The organism is Tractidigestivibacter scatoligenes, assembly GCF_001494635.1.
Taxonomy (GTDB): Bacteria; Actinomycetota; Coriobacteriia; order Coriobacteriales; family Atopobiaceae; genus Tractidigestivibacter; species Tractidigestivibacter scatoligenes.
In genome coordinates, this window is record NZ_LOJF01000001.1 from 165,576 (window position 1) to 181,999 (window position 16,424).

The following is a 16,424-nucleotide window of genomic DNA, read 5'->3' on the forward strand; positions in this document are numbered from 1 at the left end:
AGAGCGGCTAGATTACGCCGTACTCCTTGAGCAGCTTCTCGATGTCCGTGCTCTTGACCTTGCGGAGCGCGGTCTCAAGCGCCTTCCGTTCGATGAGCGGCAGCTTCATATCAGTGACCTTACGGCCGTCCTGCAGTTTGGTTGTAGCGTCAAGCAGGCAACGCACATCGTAGACGGAGCTCCAGACCTCGGGGGCGCCACGATCCACATTGCACAGCGTGTAGACGGCCTCCATGCCGGTGCGCATGGAGTACTCGGTGGTGAAGATGGTGTCGCGCGCGACCTCGCAAATTGCCCGATAAAAGCAAAGTTGACGGCGCCCTCGGGAACCACCTTAGGCCTGTCCGTGTCGTTCCTGGGCATGAAGAAGGCCGTGATGTAGGGCATGTAGCAGGTGGTGGTGTTGGCATGTTCCTGTGCCAGCGACACGATACGGTCCTCGGGGATGCCAGCGTGGTACAGCCACTCCTCGCAGACCTCTGCGCCGGTGCACTCGCGCATGGGCTTCTTGACAAAGCCGCCCTCGCGGTCGGTGAAGAGCGCGTACACCCACACAAGTACGTGGCCCTTGGGTTGGGTCTTGAACTGTGGCTGGCGGTTGATGGTCCAGCTGAGCAGCTACTTCGAGTCGCGCGCGGTCACGATGCCGCCCGTTACCACGCGGCCGGAGAGCGGGTCTCGGCGGCAGACGTGCTGAATCGCCGAGAGAATCTCGGGGTCATCGGTATCGACGGTGGCGCTCATCCAGTTGGACTGCTCGGGGTCACTGCAGAACACATCGGGATGGCCAAACGAACCGTCAGGCGCCTGCGCGGCAATCCGACGCCACATGTCCCAGCCGCCACCAGGACGAATCTCGGGGTCGACCTTGGCCACGGTGTTCTGCGAGCCCCACGTGGCATTCTCGACGCAACCGCCGTCGGTGATGTAGACCTGGTCGTTCTCGGTGAGGGGAATGCGCTTCTCGGCGCCGTCACTCTCAACCACAATGGCCCGCGCGACCTTTTTGGCCGCCTCGGTGGCGAGCATGGTCACCGTGATCTTGTCGAGGGGGTGGCAACGGATGAGCCGCTTGAGAGCAAGTGCGAGCTCCATTTTGGCATCTTTACGTTGCATGCACAGCGCCTCTCTACACTGGTGACCTGCGAAAACAGAAACATGCCTGTTCTATACCCAACGGCAACCGGCGGCAAGGCGGCTAAGCTTGGGCCGACTTGCCTCAAGGAGGCGCCGCTGGGGCGACTCCCAAGGTCTTCGGTTAACATTGGTCCGCAGTGATGTAGTATGAAGTAGAACACACGTTCTGTTTTCTCTATCCCTGTAGATGGGAGAGCATATGGAAAAGAGCAACCTTAGCGAGGCCTTGCAGAGAGTCGTGCCCGCTGTGGAGCAGGGTGATTCCACAGGGCCGGACTACCAGCTGCCCACGCCCCCAAAGAGGTGGCCGTTCGATTTGGCAACCCCCGCAACGGTGGTAGCGACGGTAATCTTGGTAGCGCTCCTTCTCATCTGCGAGTTTCCACTTGGGACATACTACTCTTCGACTGAAGCCTATACCGGGGTAAACGAGACGCTCGACAAGCAGAAGACCGGTGCCTTGGGACTTGTTGCAACTGCCACAACAGCATCTGTGGCGGTGTCTGCCATCCCGGATGACGTGGGTACCCCCATAGCCAACCAGCTAGCAGACCTCTCGGGCAAGCTATCGGTTGTTCTTGCCATCATCTATCTAGAGAAGTTTCTCCTTACCACCTTTGGCATGGTGGGGTTTAGGTTCTTGGTTCCTATAGGGATTTGCTTTGCACTTGGTTGGCTATGGACGTATAGGGATTGGGGCCCGCGGCAAGTTCTGTTTACGTGGGCGGCCAAACTCGTGGTGGTTGGTATTGCGCTGGTAACGCTTGTGCCGGTGAGTGCCACACTCACCAATACCATCGACGAGCAATACAAGACGTCTCTCGCGGCGGAAGAGGCCGCCCAAAAGGCAGATGAGACAAGTGCAACTGTCTATGAGGAGAACAGCAATCAGGATACCGAGCAGGATCAGAACATTCTCGAGATGCTTGGGTCTGCAATAACGAGTGGAATCGACGCGCTTGCTTCTGGCGCTGCAGACGCTGCAAACGCCGTGGGCGAGCAACTCAACAAGTTAATTGACACGGTGGCTGCAACCATTGTGACATCCTGTCTGGTGCCCCTTGCTGTGCTTCTTCTCTATTTCTGGGTCATCAAGCTCTTCACCGGCGCAGACCTTACGGGCTACGTATCTAGGGCGCAAGATGCGGCAAGCTCATCTGTTCGGCGTGCGGGTTCCGTTACACGCGCTGCTGCCAAGCAGCACCGTGCCTCCACATCCAAATAGACTGCCGCGGTAGAATCAAGGCATCAAAGACCTCGCTGCGAAAGGAACGCAGATGATCGATCGCTATACCCGTCCCGAAATGGGCCGCATCTTCTCGCTGGAGAACAAGTACGCCATCTGGCAAGAGATTGAGGTCCTTGCATGCGAGGCGCAAGCCGAGCTTGGCAAGATTGGCATCACCAAGGAGGAGGCAGCCTGGATTCGCGAGCACGCCGCCTTTGATAAGGATGAGGTCGACGCCATCGAGGCCGTCACCAACCATGATGTCATTGCCTTCCTCACCGACATGGGCCGTCACATCGACGCAGACGTCCCCGAGGGCGACCCCAAGCCCAGCCGCTGGGTCCACTTTGGCATGACCAGCTCGGACCTTGGCGACACCGCGCTGTGTTACCAGCTGGTGCAGGCAACGGACATCCTGCTTGATGACTGCAAGAAGCTCGGCGAGATTTGCAAGCGCCGTGCCTTCGAGGAGCGCGAGACCCTCTGCGTTGGGCGCACCCACGGCATCCATGCCGAGCCCATGACCTTTGGCATGAAGTTTGGCAGCTGGGCCTGGGAGCTTAAGCGCGACTATGACCGCCTTAAGGACGCCCGTGCCAACGTGGCATTTGGTGCTATCTCTGGTGCGGTGGGCACGTACAGCTCGATTGACCCGTTTGTCGAGGAGTACGTCTGCGAGTACCTTGGCCTGGTGCACGATCCTCTCTCCACGCAGGTCATCTCGCGCGACCACCATGCCTACCTCGCCGGTGTCCTTGCCACCACGGCGGCTACCTGCGAGCGCATTGCTACAGAGATTCGCAACCTCCAACGCACCGACACCCTCGAGGTGGAGGAGCCTTTCCGCAAGGGCCAGAAGGGGAGCTCCGCCATGCCCCACAAGCGCAATCCCATCACTGCCGAGAAGGTCTGTGGCCTCTCTCGCGTAGTAAAGGCCAATGCCCAGGTTGCCTTTGACAACGTGGCGCTGTGGCACGAGCGTGACATCTCGCACTCCTCGGCCGAGCGTGTTGCCCAGGCCGATAGCTTCATTGCGCTTGACCACATGTTCCAGTGCCTTATCCGCATTGTGGACGGGCTGGTACTCTACCCGCAGCGCATGCTGGCTAACCTCAACAAGACTCGTGGACTCATCTACTCGAGCAAGGTCCTTCTCGCCCTTGTCGAGACCGGCATCACCCGCGAGGAGGCCTACAAGATCGTTCAGGACGATGCCATGGCAACCTGGCACGAGGTGCAGGACTGCACACCGGGCACGTCGTTCAAGGACAAGCTCGCCGCAGACAGCCGCTGTACGCTTACTCCGCAGCAGCTCGACGCAATCTTTGATCCGCAGAGCTTCCTTGTACGCAAGGACGTCGTGTTTGATCGCCTGGAGAAGCTCGAGTTCGAGTAGATGGTTGTACCAGCGTTTTTCTCGCCACTCATGACCAATAAGAGGGGAATCCATGTTCCACTATGACTTCCGGCCTCGAGGCGTCTGCTCGCAGGCCATCCACGTTGACCTGAGTGATGACGGTTCCACCATCGAGGGCGTTGCCTTTGATGGCGGCTGCAACGGCAACCTTAAGGCCATTGGCAAGCTGGTTAAGGGCCAGCCCGTCGACCAGGTTGCAAACACCCTTGAGGGCAACACCTGTGGCCCCCGCCGCACCTCCTGCGCAGACCAGCTGAGCCACGCCCTGCGCGAGGCCCAGTCCGCGGCGCGCGCCTAGGAGCTCGACGTGCTTGGCCACCGCCACACACAAGCGTCCCACCGTGCGGGCATCTCTCGACGCTCGTTCTTCAAGACGGGCGTTGCGGCTGCCTCTGCCGCTGCAACCATAGGTGTCCTAGCGGGCTGCACAAACACCGCGCAGGACACGGCGGACACGGCCGAGCCCGTCAACGTCTCTGAAGACACGGGCACAAGCGTCCTCGATACCTTCACCTCGGTCGACCTGCCCTACTCTGCAAGCAACCAGTGGACGCTGCCCCTGGGTAACGTTCTGCATCCTGCCGAGGGCGTGTGGCTTCCTGTTACTACGGCTGGGGCCTCCTCTAATCCCATGGTGGTGGCCTCGGCCTTCTCGACCTCATCGGGCGAGCTCAAAGAGGTCGTCACCAAGACTGTCACGGGTACCACTACCTCGGTAATCTATAGCGTTGCCTGCTCGGATTCGGTATACGCATGGGTTGAGCTGGACATGATCACCCGCGAGTGGAGCCTCTTTGCCTCGGCGTTCTCAAACGGCGCCCTTACGGGCGAGACCAAGACCCTCTGGCAGGCAGACTCCGACTGGGACCCCGCTCCCGTTGCCTGTAGCGGAACCTCTGTTATCTGGCAGGTGCAGCCTTCAACCTCTGGCTCGAAAACCGCTGAGACCTCCTACTGCTATCTCTGGACCGTTGGCTCCTCCGACGCTCAAGCCGTCGTGGAGTCGCCGGGCCGCTTTGCCACCTCGCCTGCCGTCTGCGGTGACTGGGTTGTCCTTGCTCCCCGCGTGCGCGCGAGCGAGGGAACCTACTACGGGGTCACCGCCTATACCATCGCCGATGGTCTTCAGACCAAGGTGGACCAGCTTGTGATGCCCGCCTCGGTTAAGCCTTTCAGAGCCTGCCGCATGGGTGAGAAGTTTGTGGTCTCCGTAGAGGCAAACTACAGCTCGGGTGGCCTTCTTGGCAACATGGGCACCTATATCGGGTCGAGTGACGGCAGCGATTTTCTCTACCTCTCCCGCGAGCCGTTCGAGTGCGCAGCGGCTGGCAAAAACGGCGTCTACTTCATCAAAAGTCGTTCTTCCTACATTGTGGTTAACGCCAACGACCAAACCTACAGCGTGCTTTCCTCGGTCGATAGGAGCGTGGACTATGGCGAGTACCCGGCGCGTGTTGGCGAGTGCAACACCTTTGTGACGTTCTCGTCGGTCAAGGACGCCACCACCGGCTACCCCGCTTCCGTAATTGTGAGAACCTTCCCCCTATAGCTTGGTTCGACTTTGGGCCTAGTGGGGTACACTACTATGGAACTACTATGGAAACGGTGGGTTTCATCTATCCATCGAGCGTTGCCAAGCTTAAAGGAGGCCGTATGGCTTCAGACGAGAAGAAGATTCTGCTGGTAGAAGACGAGAAGGCAATCCGTGACGTCGTGGCCGCCTACCTCGACCACGAGAACTATATCGTGCGCGGTGTCGGCGACGGCCAGAGCGCCGTCGAGGAGTTTGAGAAGCACTCGTTTGACCTTGTGATTCTCGACCTCATGCTCCCCAAGCTCTCTGGCGAGCGCGTATGCCGTGCCATCCGTGAAACCTCTAATGTGCCTATCATCATGCTTACCGCCAAGGGCGAGGTCGAGGACCGCGTTATTGGCCTTGAGCTTGGTGCCGACGACTATCTCATCAAGCCCTTCTCGCCGCGTGAGCTCATCGCCCGCGTGCGCGCGCTGCTGCGTCGCGCCCACACCGAGACCGAGCCCCAGCTTGAGGTTCTGGACTTTGGCGATCTTGTCATCGACATCTCCGGCCACAAGGTCATGGTCGAGGGCAAGGAGGTTGACCTCACCGCCTCCGAGTTCAAGCTTCTCACCACGCTTGCCCGCTATCCCGGCCGCGTCTACACGCGCATGGAGCTGGTTGAGAAGGTCCTCGGCTATGACTTCGAGGGCTACGAGCGCACCATCGACTCCCACGTAAAGAACCTGCGCGCCAAGCTCGGCGACGACCCGCGCAACCCGCGCTGGCTCTACACCGTTCACGGCGTTGGCTATCGCTTTGAGGCTCCCCAGGCCGACGACAAGGCCAAGGCGGCCAAGGCCAAAGCCGAGTAGGAGGCCAGCGTGGCCTCGCATGGACCAAGTAACGATCGCGCGGCCGGTGGTGGTTCTGAGGCCACCACGGGCCGTGGCTCGTTTAACACGATAAAGCCAGACCCCAAGCACAGCTGGACCTACTCGACCAAGTTGGCCATCTCGTTCGCGCTTACCGCGGTCATGACGGCGGCCATCTTCGTGATGGTCCTGGCGGTGGTGTGGGAGAGCCAGTTTAAGGCCTATACCAGAAGCAACATGCAGTCGCTCGCCCAGTCGGCGGCTGATACGCTGGCCATTGGGTATGACACGGCCGGGGGCTGGACGCCAGGGGTTATCGCCAACGCGTCCTCCTTCTCGGTCTCCTCGCCAGACGTTGGGCTCCAGGTGCTCGACGCGGACGGCAACATCATCTACGACGACACGCTGGGAATGTCTCGCCATGGCGATTCCGGCGTTACCACCACGGGGACAAGTACGGTGCCCACGGCTTCGGAGTCTGTAGTGACGGCCAGCGTGGTTGACTCCGAGGGAGAGATGGTGGGTACGGTGCGGCTCTGGGCCTTTGGCTCGGATGCGCTCCTCACTTCCTCAGATGCCAAGTTCCGTGCGAGCTCCTACAGCGCCATTGCCGCAGCCGCGGCCATTGCTGTGGTGCTCGCGGTAATCATTGGCTACTTTGTCTCGCGCTCGCTCACCAAGCCCATCCAGCGCATCACGCGTACAGCCTCGCAGATTAGAAACGGTGACCTCACCGCTCGCACGGGCGTGCGCGGCACGGACGAGATTGGCCAGCTTGGTGAGACCTTCGATGACATGGCAACCTCGCTCGAGAAGGACCTCAAGCTCGAGCACCGCCTTACCAGCGACGTTGCGCACGAGCTGCGAACCCCGCTCATGGCAATCCTCGCGACCGTCGAAGCCATGCAGGACGGTGTCCTGCCCGCAGACGACGAGCACCTGGAGACCCTTGCGTCCGAGACGCGCCGTCTTTCTCGCCTTGTCGACGCCATGCTCAAGCTCTCGCGCCTCGAGAACGGCACGACGGAGCTCAAGGTGGAGCGCACCGACGTGGTCTATCTGGTCAAAAGCCTCGTGAGCTCGCAGCACCAGCTCTTCCACGAGAAGGGCTTGCACCTGCGCTTCAAGGACGACACGGCTCATGGCGAGTGCCAGGCGGACGTCGACCCGGACCTTATCCGCGAGGCCGTGGTCAACCTCATGAGCAACGCCATGCGCTACACCGACGAGGACGGCTGGGTTGTTGTCTCGGTTGGCTCTGACCACTCGGACGCCATCATCTCGGTGCGCGACACGGGCATTGGCATTGCCAAGGAGGACATCCCGCAGACCTTCTCGCGCTTCTGGCGCTCGGATGTAAGCCGAGAGCGGGTCTCAGGCGGCTTGGGCGTGGGCCTCTCCATTACCAAGGAGATTGTGGACCGGCATAACGGAACCATCTCGGTTGACTCCGAGCTGGGCAAGGGCACCACGTTCACCATCCGCGTGCCTCTCAACCGCGGGCGGCGCAATCTCAAGCAGGCGCTGCAGGAGAAGCAACAGGAGAAGTAGGGGTTACTGCGACAGAGGCGCTCTGATGTGCTCGACCTCTGCGGGCGTGCGCTACACTACTCACTGCGTGCCTGACCAGCGGGCGCACTATCAACAGGAAACGAGGTCTATCGTGGCAGACATCGAGCTTCGCCCGGATTCCCATGGCAAGGTCCGCGACATCTATGACTGCGGGGACGCCCTGCTCATGGTCGCATCGGATCGCATCAGCGCGTTTGACTACATTCTTCCGGACGAGATTCCCTATAAGGGTGAGATTCTCACGCGCATCTCGGCCTTCTGGTTTGAGCGCTTTGCCGACCTCATGCCCAACCACCTGATCTCGATGGACGTCGCCGACTACCCCGCAGAGTACCACCGCTACGCAAGCTACCTTGCCGGCCGCTCCATGCTGGTCAAGAAGGCAAAGACCATCCCCATCGAGTGCATCGTGCGCGGGTATCTCACCGGCTCAGGCAAGAAGACCTATGACGCCAACGGTACCGTCTGCGGCATCAAGCTTCCCGGTGGCCTGGTGGAGGCGTCCAAGCTCCCTGAGCCCATCTTTACCCCGTCGACCAAGGCGGCCCTGGGCGACCACGACGAGAACATCTCGTTTGAGCGCTGCGCCCAGATCGTGGGCGAGGAGACCGCGGCCCAGCTGCGCGACGCTTCTCTCGCCATCTATAAGGCGGCGGCTGAGTACGCAGCCACGCGCGGCATCATCATTGCCGATACCAAGTTTGAGTTTGGCTTCATCGACGACAAGCTCACGCTTATCGACGAGTGCCTCACGCCGGATTCCAGCCGCTTCTGGCCTGCCGATGGCTACCAGCCCGGCCACGTCCAGCCCAGCTACGACAAGCAGTATGTGCGCGACTGGCTCAAGGCAAACTGGGACATGACCGGCGAGCCGCCCCACCTTCCCAAGGACGTCATCGAGGGAACGTCCAGCCGCTACCAGGAGGCGTTCCAGATTATCACCGGCCACGAGTTTGAGCCCATGAAGGAGTCCCATGTCACTGCGTGATACCATCGACGGCGCCCGCAAGGAGGCGCAGGAGGCTGGCGGCCTGAGCGGCAACGTTAAGCCTGCCGCCGATGCCGCCAAGGCCGAGAAGCCCGAGCGCGGCGCAAAGGCCGAGAAGTCCGGAAAGGACGAGGCCGAGAAGCGCGACCCCATGACCACCAGGAGCTATCGCAGCTCTGCGGCCGGCGCCAAGCCCAGCCGCGAGGCGGCCTCGACGGTTCGCGCAGCATCTTCCGGCTCCTCCGCCGGCATGGGCGGCATGGGCGGCGGCCTCTTTGGCGGAGGCAACAGTCCGGCCCAGAAGGAGGCCCGCAAGGAGGAGAAGCGCAAGCAGCGCGAGGAGGAGGACTTCCGCCAGCGCGGCTACGACCTTATCCTTCGCACTAATGAGGAGTACCGTCGCACCGACCGCACATGGTGGATTCTCATTGGCGTTGGCTTTGGCATGACCATCGTCTCGCTGATTCTGGTGTGGGCATTCCCTGCCGACAGCACCGACTACCAGACTGTTGTTGGCATTGCCTCGGTGGCGTCGCTGGTGCTTGCGTATGGCCTTATCATTGGCGCCTTCGTGTACGACTGGCGCGTGCGTCGCCCCGTTCGCAAGGCTACCGAGCGCAAGGTTGCTGGGTATAGCGACAAGAAGCTCGCAGAGCTCTTCGAGGCCGAGCGTCGGCGCGAGAACGCGGCGCAGGCTGCGCGCCAGGCCGAGAAGGAAGCCGCAAAGGAGCGTCGTACCAACAAGAAGAAGTAGGCTTGTACCATGGCATACGCCGTTTGTCGATGGTAGAATGTCTTCTCGCACGCCCTCGTAGCTCAGGGGATAGAGCACAGGTTTCCTAAACCTGGTGTCGGCCGTTCGAATCGGCCCGGGGGCACCACGAATCGTCGCAGGCCAGGGCCTTTAGGGGCTCTGGCCCGCTTGCTTTTTTGTGTCGGCGCGCCAGGTACGAAGCCGTGCGAGAAGCGCGCCTGCTGGAATCGCCACTTCTTACTTGCAAGAATTGCCCTTCGCGCGAGATTTTGCCGCCCGAAGGGCCGTTTTGTACGTGATTGCTTCGATAGCGCTCTCTCCGGCGCCGTTTTCTCGCCGGAGGGCGAGTTTCCGCAGGAGAGCGTGGGCGCGCAATTCCCCCCTTCGGCGTCATGCGCCTCCCTACGGCTGGTACCGCATGAGCGCTACACTCAAACCATCACCGTGCCGTCACCCCACAACCGCTGGTGAAGGGGGAACCATGTTTAGCCCGTTTCGCGACGAGCAAGGTCGGCCCAAAGCGATTGGCGATGTGACCTGGGAGGACCTTGCCCAACTCTCGGATCTTGAGGAAGGCTTTGTCCTGGAGTTCAAGCAGACCTTTGGTCCCAGCGTGCGCAGGAAGATTCCCAAGATTGTGGCGTCGTTCTCGAACTCGCGCGGCGGCTGGCTGGTGATTGGCATTGCGGATGACTCCCGCGAGGTCATGCCCGTCCCGCGAGGCACCGCAGACGTTAGCCAGGTGATAGGCGAGCTCTGCCGCCGTCACGTCTCGCCAGCACCGCACTTTGAGGTTCGCTTCCTAGCGGACCCATCGGATGACAATTGCGGCGTAATTCTGGTGCGCATTGACGAGGGGGATTTCCCGCCATACGTTGCTGACGGTATCGTCGAGATACGCGAGGGCTCAACCTCAGGGCCGGCCGACGGAACCGCGCTGGTAGACCTCTACGATCGCGCGACAAGCCGACGCCTGGACGTGCGCCGCTTCTGCCGCCGGACGGTCTACTATCCCATGGCAGATGACGCGGTAGACCCCGTTGCCCTCTTTGACCTCTACCTCTTTAGACTCGGTCCAGAGGCCGAGGAGGTCAATTCCCGCGCAAGCATCAACGAGGGTGCCGCTGCAATGCGCGCAGCCTTCGATTGCTACGGGATTGGCTGCCGCATCCAGCATGCGCACGACAGCCTGGTGTTTAGAACTTCTCAGCGAGACGAGACGGTCGTTGCGCATTCGGCAATCGAGCTCTTTCCCAACGAGTCTATGAAGCTCTCGGTACCTGCGGTTATGGTCACGGGAGAAGAGCGCGAACAAGCTCTGCAATCTCTCGCGGAGCGCACGCTCTTCTCGCCGCGGTCGGATGCGCGTCTGATGGACGCTACTGCCACGCTGCGCCGCGTGACGAGAATGGCGTCACTGCTCGATCGCTACGTGCGGCTGCGCGGCCTCTCTTGGCGGGAGTTTGCGGTGGCATACGAGCTTGAGCACATGGCTGGCGTAACCCTTTGGTCGGCAAACGAGACGTACCTTGGCTACGCGGCTCGGCATGGCGCCCTCTACTGCGCGAGCACTGACTGCATCTCGCGCGTTCGCTACCTCGACGATGGTGCGCACGAGACGTTCCGTGCGCGTCAGTTTGCGGGCAGCCACTTCTTCGAGGCATGTGGCCTACCGCTTGGCTCTCCCGATCCCGATGACGTGGAGCTGGTGAACGCCCTACTCAGCACCAGCGGGGAACGGTAGGGGAGAGACCCAAGACGGCTTTGCGCCCAGCACTGCCTGCGTGGCTGCCTTGGTTGGCACAGCGTCGAACCCACGTACCTTACAACTGTGGAGCAACAAACCTTGCAATTGTGGAACTTGCTACCCCGCAATCTAGGAAGCTTCTGGGTGAAGCACGACTAGCTCACTTGCCGGAAAAAGGCCTGAATGAGAACTACGCACGGTCGAGTGCCGGCCTCATAGACAACTGGGCTTTTGCACGCCTCGCTCCTTACCGTGCGTAGTTCCTTGCGTAGCAGCACAACATGAATTGAAGCCGCCCGCTATTCGCTGCCCTTTTTAGAAGAGAATTCCTTTGCAACTTCAAGACCAATAAGGTGGGGGATGCCAACAACAAGTGCGTTGCCCATGCAAAACGCGCGCTGCCCATCGGTCATTCCCGTGTCCGTCCAACCCTTTGGAAAACATTGGAGCTGGTCTAGCTCGTCTGGAACTAGTCGGCGAAGTCGTCCATCCGCACACTGCACAACATGCTTGAAGCGTGACGCGCCACGGCCGCCCTCACCCGTAAGAATGGTTCGAGAAGGTCTATCCGTTGGATCCGGGAAGGACATGGCACCTTCGGAATAACTGTATTCGAAACCCGTGGCCTTATTGGTTCGCTTCTCCTTTTTTGAGCCTTTGAGGTACTCCCACTTCTCCCGCTGCGACTCAGGAACGAAGAACTCCTCGGGTACGTTCACATCGGGGATAAGAACGTCTCCTAGAGTCTCTCGAGGCCCGTTATAGGCCTCCAGCGCCTTGCAAGTAATCACCTTGCTTCCAACCATTACGCCCGCATCCAAGAAAGGTGAGAGTTTTCCGCCTACGTTGAAAGATTGGGAGACAACATAGGGGTCAGCTGGGATGTCGACATAGCTAACTGCCTCTGGCGCCTCCATGGGAAAGGCGCTTGCCATTGCACCATGGAGGAGCCTCTCCTTGAGGTCCCACTGCACATTGCGTTCAGCAAGAATGTAGACGCGTTTCCTACGCTGAGGAAAGCCGTATTCGGCACTGTTAACGACCCTCCACTCCACCGAATAGCCAAGCGAAGCGAGGCAGGAGAGAATGACAGCAAAATCTCTCCCTCGCTGTTTCGCTGGACTCTTGAGAAGTCGGTCAACGTTCTCGAACAAGCACCAGTGCGCATTATCAGGCGATTTGGCAAGTTGGATTCGCAAAAAGCGGTAGATGGACCACCAGAGGACGCCCTTCTTGCCTTCAATGCCATCGGCATGAGAGAGAGGACGAGCAACTGAATAGTCTTGGCAGGGAAAGCCACCAACCACAATGTCGACATCGGGGATGGCTCGCTGACCAGCATCGTATTCGTCAAGGACAGCGGCAATATCCTCATTTACTAGGGAACCCTTCCCAAAGCGGGCCTCGTAGCAACGGGCGGCAAACTGCCTTTTATCAGAGCCGGGCTCCCATTGGTTTGCCCATACAGTTCTGTATGGGCCCGCGGAAGGCAGGTTCCAGCCCTTGGCGTCGTCGCAATAGCCTTCGAGGCCGAGCCTGAATCCGCCGACTCCAGCAAAGAGCTCGGCTACCTTAATCTCTTCGTCCACGTTTCTCCGTTCGCTGTCTGTGGACTAATTCCTAGGCGATCATGATAGCCGATCTCGGTGTTGTTAATTGTGGCTGTGTGTAGCTATGGCCATCTCAATCTCCGTTTTCATGTATGAGGCATTGAGCCAAAAGCACTTCTTTACGACTGGTGCGCCATGGGGTTGAGGTCGAGTATCGTGTCCATCTCGTGCATGGGGCCGTACATGACAGCAACGATTCTCGGTGGCTCTTACCGAGATTTCAGCATGCCCCTCCCTTACGTTATTGCGCATCTGTTCATAGCAGCGCCGTGCCTCGGGGATGTCCTTCTCGGGCATCTGCCAGAGTGTTACGTCAGAGAGTCTGTAAGCTCCATCGGAGCTCTCGCGGTAAATAACGAGAAGCCACATTTGTTGGAGGTAACCATAGAATCTAGAGCTCTCAAAGGGTGTCTTTTCGAGTTCAAAGTAGTCAAATGCAGGAAAGGAGATGTCCTCCTTTGGACGACCGCTCTTATTTAGACGTATGGTCTTGGGCTGGATGCCCGCTTTTGCAAACTCGTCTATCTCAGCGTTTTCTTCTACACCGAGGATTGATTTGGTTACAAGTGCGCAGGCGTTCTTGGGAAGTCGCTTTCCGGGCCTTGTGACACAGAATTTTCTGCACAAATCTTCTTCGGTCATTCCGAAGTACGGAACAAAACGCCTGTGTACAAGGTCGAGAAGACCAAGGCTATCTTCTCCCCGCATGCGCCTGATTGCTTGTCTATTTTGGCGTAGCCTGTTTTCTGCGGCGGTCATGTAGGATGCTTTCAGTGCCCAAGCCCGTGGTTTGGCGGGAACACTAGAGTATGGTTGCTTGGTTCGTTCTGTCGAATTGGCGGCTTTAGTGCATGCCTCGAGGTAGAGGGTATCAGAGCCCGAGATATCCTCCGCGTGGCCGGCGCGAATCTTGTTTACTACCGTCTCCCAATCAATTTTGAACTGGGGCATGTCTTCTTTTGGAAGGCCCCATAGCTCTGCCATCTCTACCTTGTAATCAAGCGGGTCGGAGTCCTTCTCCCAAACGTAGGAGACAAGAAGTATCTTAGATGCCTTCTTAACGAGATGGCTCGTTTCAAATGTCTCGTGCACCACGGTCATGTAGTTAATCTTCATGAGGACGAGGCGTTCCTTCGCTACGAGCTCTCCCTTTCTTGTCCGTTTTACTGGTGTTGACTTGAGTTCGAGTCCTGCCTTAGGAAAGTCTGGCATGGAGTCGCTGTTTGGCTTGTATTCGAAGAAGTACTCTTCCAATGCATTGCCAAATGATCCGCGCCGTCGCTTCGGGCTTTGAAGCGCTGGTGCGTCAGTCTTTTCGCGAAGCGTGTGCCCAACAAGGGTCTCTGCGTATTCAACTATTGAGTGAATCTTGGTTGGGTCATAGGGAAGATGGCTCTTATCCACGGTCGCCTCCGGCAGGCGCGAAGCATCGATGCTGTTTACGGGTGGTGTTGCAAGACCAGCTTACCGCTATAACCCAGACGAGCTGTGACTCGCCCGTCTCCCCTACATCACAGCAAAGCCTCCGGTCCGCATCCTGCAGACCGGAGGCTCGCAACTCTCGCTTGCCGGTTGTCAACCGGTGGTACTAGTGATTGCCTGAAGTGCCGCTACTACCCGAGTGATCTCCGCCCGAGGTGTTGCCCTCGTTGCCCGTCGTGTTATTGCTGCTCGAGCCAGAGCCGCTCGACACCACAATCGTGATGGTCGACCCCGAGGTCGCCGAGGTAGCAGACTGCGAGATGACCTTGCCCTTCGCAACGGTGCTGCTCGTCTCGGTAGTCACCGAGACGCCAAAGCCTGCATTCTTGAGCGCGGTCTCGGCCGAGGACTCGTCATAGCCCACAACGTTGGGCACCGAGACGGACGCCGGGCCCGTGGACACCGTAATGGTCACCGTGCTGCCCTTGTCGGCGCTCGTGCCGGCAGACGGGTTGGAGCTAATCACGTAGCCCTTCTCGACGCTGGACGAGGAGGACTGCACCACGTTCACGCTAAAGCCGTCGCTCTTGAGCGCGCTTGTTGCGTCGGACTGGGAGTCACCCACAACATTGGGAACGGAGACCTGCTCAGCGCCCTGCGAGAGGTGATAGGTAATGGTGTCTCCGGCCTTGGCCGAGGTACCGGCTGCGGGCTCCTGCTCCGCTACGTGGCCAACCTCAACGTCGGCGTTGTAGACAGAATCCCCCGCCTGGCCCTTAAGCCCGTATTTGTTGAGAAGGTCCTGTGCCTCGGAGGGTGTGCAGTTGGTGAGGTCTGGCACCGTGACCGAAGCTGCCGGCTCTTCTCCCTTCGAGACCACGATGTCAATCTTCGAGCCCTCCGTTGCCGTTCGTCCGGCACCGGGCGTCTGCTCGATGATCTTGCCCTCCTCGACGGTAGAGGAGTACTGCTCGGTCACTTCGCCTATCTCGAAGCCATGACCGTCAGAGTCGAGCATTGCCGCGGCCTCATCCTGCGTAAGGCCCAGGAGGTTGGGCACCGAGTATGCCTTTGATCCGGACCCAAGTACGCTCACAACGAGAAACACCACAAGCGCAATGCCCGCTATTGCGCCAATGACAGCAAGCACTCGGTTGCGCCGCTGCTTCTTCCGGCGCTCCTCCTCTTCTTGGGCAGCCTGCTCGGTAGCAGACTGGGGGCGCATCCTGCCGGTGGCCTGCATGCGCGGCATGCTCTGCGTGGCGTTGCTCCCGCGAGCGGCCAGGGGCGTGGTTGCCGCTGCGGGCAGCATTGCCGTTGCGTTGTTGACCGCCTGCATGCGGCCGGCAAGGTAATCGTGAAGCGTGTGGTAGAGCTCGTCAGCCGTCTGGAAGCGGTCCTTGGGGTCCTTCTGCATGCACTTGAGAATGATGGCCTCAAGCTGCGGGTCCACGTTGGGGTTGATTTGGCTGGGCGGCACGGGCTGCTCGGTGACCTGCTTCATGGCCACGGTCACGGCGTTGTCGCCATCAAACGGAACGCGACCGGTAGCGGCCTCGTACATCACGATGCCAAGAGAGTAGAGGTCGGTGGTGGGGCCAAGGGGCTTGCCCTGGGTCTGCTCGGGCGATACGTAGTGCGCCGTGCCCAGCACGGAGTTGTCGGTAGTGAGGTGGCTGTTCTTGGCGCGGGCAATGCCAAAGTCCATCACCTTGATGTTGCCATCGGGCTGCACCATAATGTTCTGCGGCTTGATGTCTCGGTGAATGATGTCATGGTTGTGGGCCACGGAGAGTGCCTGAGCTATCTGCGAGCCAATCTGCGCAACCTTCTTGCAGTCGAGTGCTCCATGCTTGCGGATGCCGCTCTTGAGGTCGGTTCCGCGCAGGTACTCCATGATGATGTAGTAGGTATCGCCGTCCTTGCCCCAGTCATAGACCGAGACAATGTACGGGCTGTTGAGCGCAGCCGCTGCCTGCGCCTCCTGCTTGAAGCGCGCTGCAAACGAGGGGTCGGTTGCGTACTGGGGCAGCATCGTCTTAATTGCGACAGTCCTCCCCAGGACCTGGTCCATGCCACGGTACACCGTGGCCATGCCTCCCGTCCCCACCTTGTCGAGGACCTGGTACCTTCCGCCAAGGACCCTGTCTGCCATCTG

The 16,424-nt window shown here is 59.7% G+C and carries 13 protein-coding genes, 1 tRNA gene and 1 pseudogene; 10 read left to right on the forward strand and 5 right to left on the reverse strand.

Annotation, left to right across the window (positions count from 1 at the left end):
• Positions 1–7 precede the first annotated feature (7 nt).
• Both AUL39_RS11390 and AUL39_RS11395 read right to left on the reverse strand, forming a co-directional pair.
• Complete coding sequence (locus AUL39_RS11390; RefSeq protein ID WP_059052652.1) at positions 8–247, reverse strand: hypothetical protein; 240 nt, start codon at positions 245–247, stop codon at positions 8–10.
• Positions 248–339: 92 nt separating this feature from the next.
• A pseudogene (locus tag AUL39_RS11395) lies at positions 340–1,116 on the reverse strand (oleate hydratase); the annotation flags it as partial.
• A gap of 220 nt (positions 1,117–1,336) precedes the next feature.
• On the opposite strand from AUL39_RS11395, the gene AUL39_RS00750 reads away from it, so the two are divergent.
• The 10 genes from AUL39_RS00750 to AUL39_RS00795 all read left to right on the forward strand — a co-directional run bounded on the left by AUL39_RS00750 (position 1,337) and on the right by AUL39_RS00795 (position 11,231).
• Positions 1,337–2,362 carry a hypothetical protein gene (locus AUL39_RS00750; RefSeq protein WP_059052656.1) on the forward strand — a complete coding sequence of 342 codons (1,026 nt, stop codon included), beginning with the start codon at positions 1,337–1,339 and terminating at the stop codon, positions 2,360–2,362.
• Positions 2,363–2,414: 52 nt separating this feature from the next.
• A complete protein-coding gene (gene purB, locus AUL39_RS00755) occupies positions 2,415–3,761 on the forward strand; it encodes an adenylosuccinate lyase (protein ID WP_059052658.1) in 1,347 nt (448 codons plus the stop codon).
• A 52-nt stretch (positions 3,762–3,813) separates the two neighbouring features.
• Positions 3,814–4,080: a TIGR03905 family TSCPD domain-containing protein gene (locus AUL39_RS00760; RefSeq protein WP_059052659.1), complete on the forward strand. Its 267-nt coding sequence runs from the start codon at positions 3,814–3,816 to the stop codon at positions 4,078–4,080.
• 9 nt (positions 4,081–4,089) lie between these two features.
• Positions 4,090–5,331, forward strand: a complete 1,242-nt coding sequence (locus AUL39_RS00765) for a hypothetical protein (protein ID WP_059052661.1) — start codon at positions 4,090–4,092, stop codon at positions 5,329–5,331.
• Between the two features lie 104 nt (positions 5,332–5,435).
• Entirely contained in the window at positions 5,436–6,173 is a 738-nt protein-coding gene (locus AUL39_RS00770) for a response regulator transcription factor (RefSeq protein WP_032110099.1), read from the forward strand.
• A gap of 9 nt (positions 6,174–6,182) precedes the next feature.
• On the forward strand, positions 6,183–7,724 hold the full coding sequence (locus AUL39_RS00775; RefSeq protein ID WP_059052663.1) for a HAMP domain-containing sensor histidine kinase: 1,542 nt from the start codon (positions 6,183–6,185) through the stop codon (positions 7,722–7,724).
• A gap of 112 nt (positions 7,725–7,836) precedes the next feature.
• The gene (locus AUL39_RS00780) at positions 7,837–8,733 is read left to right on the forward strand and encodes a phosphoribosylaminoimidazolesuccinocarboxamide synthase (protein ID WP_174519241.1); all 897 of its coding nucleotides are present in this window, start codon (positions 7,837–7,839) and stop codon (positions 8,731–8,733) included.
• On the forward strand, positions 8,720–9,487 hold the full coding sequence (locus tag AUL39_RS00785; protein ID WP_059052665.1) for a hypothetical protein: 768 nt from the start codon (positions 8,720–8,722) through the stop codon (positions 9,485–9,487). Before AUL39_RS00780 ends, AUL39_RS00785 begins: the two co-directional genes overlap by 14 nt.
• 51 nt (positions 9,488–9,538) lie before the next feature.
• Positions 9,539–9,614: transfer RNA gene (locus AUL39_RS00790), tRNA-Arg, on the forward strand.
• A gap of 354 nt (positions 9,615–9,968) precedes the next feature.
• On the forward strand, positions 9,969–11,231 hold the full coding sequence (locus AUL39_RS00795; protein ID WP_059052667.1) for an AlbA family DNA-binding domain-containing protein: 1,263 nt from the start codon (positions 9,969–9,971) through the stop codon (positions 11,229–11,231).
• A gap of 302 nt (positions 11,232–11,533) precedes the next feature.
• Here AUL39_RS00795 and dcm read toward each other — a convergent pair whose 3' ends face one another.
• From dcm to pknB, 3 genes are all read right to left on the reverse strand, one after another.
• Entirely contained in the window at positions 11,534–12,823 is a 1,290-nt protein-coding gene (gene dcm, locus AUL39_RS00800; RefSeq protein WP_059052669.1) for a DNA (cytosine-5-)-methyltransferase, read from the reverse strand.
• 63 nt (positions 12,824–12,886) lie between these two features.
• Positions 12,887–14,248, reverse strand: coding sequence for a Sau3AI family type II restriction endonuclease (locus tag AUL39_RS00805; protein WP_082667158.1), 1,362 nt, complete (start codon positions 14,246–14,248; stop codon positions 12,887–12,889).
• Between the two features lie 184 nt (positions 14,249–14,432).
• Positions 14,433–16,421 carry a Stk1 family PASTA domain-containing Ser/Thr kinase gene (pknB, locus tag AUL39_RS00810; protein WP_059052673.1) on the reverse strand — a complete coding sequence of 663 codons (1,989 nt, stop codon included), beginning with the start codon at positions 16,419–16,421 and terminating at the stop codon, positions 14,433–14,435.
• Between the last annotated feature and the right edge of the window lie 3 nt (positions 16,422–16,424).